This is a genomic window from Micromonospora gifhornensis, assembly GCF_016863515.1.
Classification (GTDB): Bacteria; Actinomycetota; Actinomycetes; order Mycobacteriales; family Micromonosporaceae; genus Micromonospora; species Micromonospora gifhornensis.
The window spans coordinates 1-2,898 of record NZ_BOPA01000088.1 but is presented as its reverse complement, the minus strand read 5'-3'; the positions used below and the strand labels follow the sequence as shown (position 1 = coordinate 2,898).

General features: G+C 66.5%; 2 protein-coding genes. One reads left to right on the top strand and one right to left on the bottom strand.

Annotated features, from left to right (window positions below; genetic code table 11):
• The coding region (locus Vgi01_RS30195; protein ID WP_204293330.1) for an IS481 family transposase at nucleotides 1–1,136 on the bottom strand (1,136 nt) is incomplete at its 3' end.
• Between the two features lie 852 nt (nucleotides 1,137–1,988).
• On the opposite strand from Vgi01_RS30195, the gene Vgi01_RS30190 reads away from it, so the two are divergent.
• Nucleotides 1,989–2,492 carry a DUF892 family protein gene (locus Vgi01_RS30190; protein WP_203223432.1) on the top strand — a complete coding sequence of 168 codons (504 nt, stop codon included), beginning with the start codon at nucleotides 1,989–1,991 and terminating at the stop codon, nucleotides 2,490–2,492.
• The last annotated feature ends 406 nt before the right edge of the window (nucleotides 2,493–2,898 follow it).

Sequence of the window (2,898 nt, the reverse complement as noted above, 5' to 3'; positions counted from 1 at the left end):
CCCGACGCCGGGACGACCCGGTCGAACTCCACTGGCCCACCCGTCTGGACTGCCGGCGGCTGGGCCTGGACGGGCTCAGGGGCGGTCGACGGCTGCTGGAACGGGATGGCGGGGACAGGGTCCAGGATGGGTGGCAGCCACACGTCGACCAGTGCCCGCTGCTGGGCTCCGACCGGCTGGAACCGGTCAGCCGGGGTGACCGGCGTCTTCGGATCGAGGGCCTGGTGGGGTCGGTCGGTGTTGTAGTGCAGCACGTAAGCGTCCACCGCGGCTTGGGCCTCGGCCAGGCTGGTGAACGCCTCGGCGGTGTCGAGGAAGTCGGGGCGGACGGTGCCGTGGAACCGTTCGACCTTGCCGTTCTGATTCGGTGAGGCAGGCGCGGTCAGCCGGTGCGTGATGCCGTTGTGGCGGCAGATCTTGTCGAACAGCACCTCACCGGTGCGGGGCCGGTACTTGCCGAACCGGTCGGTGAACTGCTTGCCGTTGTCGGTGATGATCTCCTCCGGCACCCCGAAGCGGGCCAGGGCCTCCGCCAGGGCCAGACACACCGCCCGGCCGGTGGCCCTCTCGACCACCTTGGCGATCACGCAGTACCGGGAGTGGTCGTCAACGGCGGTGACGAGCTTCGCCTCCCGCAGCACACCGGTCACGGGGTTGACCAGCTGCACCCCACCGACGATGTCCATCTGCCACAACTGCATCGGGGCAGACCGTTCCCACCGCTTATACGAGTCCTTCGGCCGTTTCCGTGGCCGGACCCGCAGCAGCCCCTGCCGCAGCAGAATCCGATCGATCGTCCGCTCCGACGGCACCGCCAGATCCGCCACCACCCAAGGGCCGGGTTTGCGCAGCATCTCCAATCGGATCCGCCGCGACCCCCACCGAGGATGCTCACGGCGCATCTCCGCCACCGCGACCTCGACCGCCTCCGCCACCTGAGCGGGCGATGAGTGCGGCCGATGCGACCGGTCAGCCAACCCCGCCAACTGCTCGGTCAGATACCGGCCCACCCACCGATGCACCGTCGACCGATGCACCCCGAAGCCGGCGGCCACCTCCATCACATCCGACCCGGCCAGCACCGCACGAACCGCATCCAGGCGTTGTTCGACAACCGACAAGACAACCAGCGCCAATCCCGGCCTCCCGAGTCCCGACGCCCCGCGGAGACGTCGGGCTCAGAGTGCCGAAACGGACCACTGTCGCAGATCACCTGACGGACGCGTGTCGCACATCAGCCGACGGAGGACATGCCGACTGCCGACGAGGCTGTTCAAAGTTTCTGTACGTCTTCAAGGCGGCCCGCAACGGGCCGCACGCGCCGCCGCCTGGGCGCGCGCCGGCCGCTCCGCTGCCGCTCTGCGGCCGTCACGCCTGATGCCCGGCGGCTGGCGCGGAGAGCGGGGAGCCCCGGGGCCGCCGCAGACGGGATAGCGGGGAGAGTGGTGGAGGTTCTCGCCGGCAGCCGGCCGCGCCGTGCCTGAGCAGCGCGGCGAAGGGAGGGCGCGTCGGGTCCGCGCGGCAAGCCCCAAGCTTGGGGGCGGTGTCCGCGCGAAGGCATGTCGGTCGTCCAGGAGCCGGCTTCGCAGCCGTGCAGGGTCAGGTCAACTGCTCACCTGGGAGGGGAGGGGTGGCCGCTGGTGGTCAGCTCCGATCCCGGAAGCCGGGTCCGTGCCGGGCAAGGTTGGGTCAACTGCGCCACTGTGGCGATGTCCGCCGGGGGCGCGGTCCGTGACACGAGAGCCGACTCAGTCTGTTCCGACAGCGTCCGTACGCGCGTCAAGGCCCGCTTGACGTGGCGGGCCGGGCGGCGGCCCGCTCCCCGGGAGGGGCGGGTCGACGGCAGGCGGGATGGCTCATTGATCCTTCTCGGCCTCTCGTGTCGACATGCGCAAATTTACACCCTTCCTGCTGGCTTGCCTGCCGCGTTTTGGTGGTTTCTGAACGGGTAGGCCGTGGCGGCTCGCCAGCGAGGTCAGGAGGAGCACATGGCGATTGAGACGACGCGTGACCTGTTCATCTATGAGCTAGGCATACTAGGTGAAATGGAGATATCCGGGCGGCGGGTTCTCGACTTCTTGGACCATCGAGTTAGTGACGATCTCGGGCAGATCGTACGGCGCAGGCAGCAGGAATGTGTGCAGTGGAATCACAACATCAACTCCTGCGCCAAGGCATTCGGCACCTCCCCGCTTTCAACCCGGTCCGACACTGTTGAAGGCATGTATGGGCGATTTGAAAGCTTTGTACGCACAAACCCCTCAATCGACCTGGTTGATCAATTCGCAGTCGATACTCTGATTCAGTTTCTATACCTCACCATTGCGGCACACAAGACCCTTTTTGATTGGGCGGTTCTTATGAGTGAGGGCCAGTGTGTCCAGCATCTACACACCAACCTCGTCCAGAAGCAGGAGACTGTGGCCGAAATCGAACGGTACGGCCACGAATTGGGCGTACGACTCCTAGCTCCCGTCGCCCGGCCCGCGTGAGCTTACGTCGGGCACCACAGGGGCTACCAGCCTCCGGGGACAGGGAGGCTGGAAGGTCTGCAGCCGTCCGATGAGGAGGTCATCCTCTCGCTCTTGCCTGTGATCATCCTGTCCACATGCCGGCTAGGCGGGGACGCCGGCCAGCCAGTTTTAGGCCAGCCGAGGGCCGTGCTCAGGAATGAGTCCTCAGATACCCGCAATCGTCCGACGCGCGGCGGCATTTCGGCATTGAATGGCTCGCATGGAAGGTGCTGGTGCGGCCAGGGGTTTGGGGGTGAGGCTCCTCCGGGGGGAGCGGAGCAAGCAGGAAGCGAGTTTTGTCGAACTCTTTTTCGATCTTGTGCTGGTCTTTGCTCTCAACCGGGTGGTGGCTACCAGCACGTCGCAGCTGGCGTCTTCCCCCTCT

Coding starts and splice junctions, on each gene's coding strand:
- Vgi01_RS30190 (WP_203223432.1), top strand. CDS start 1,989: ATGGCGATTGAGACGACGCGTGACCTGTTCATCTATGAGCTAGGCATA.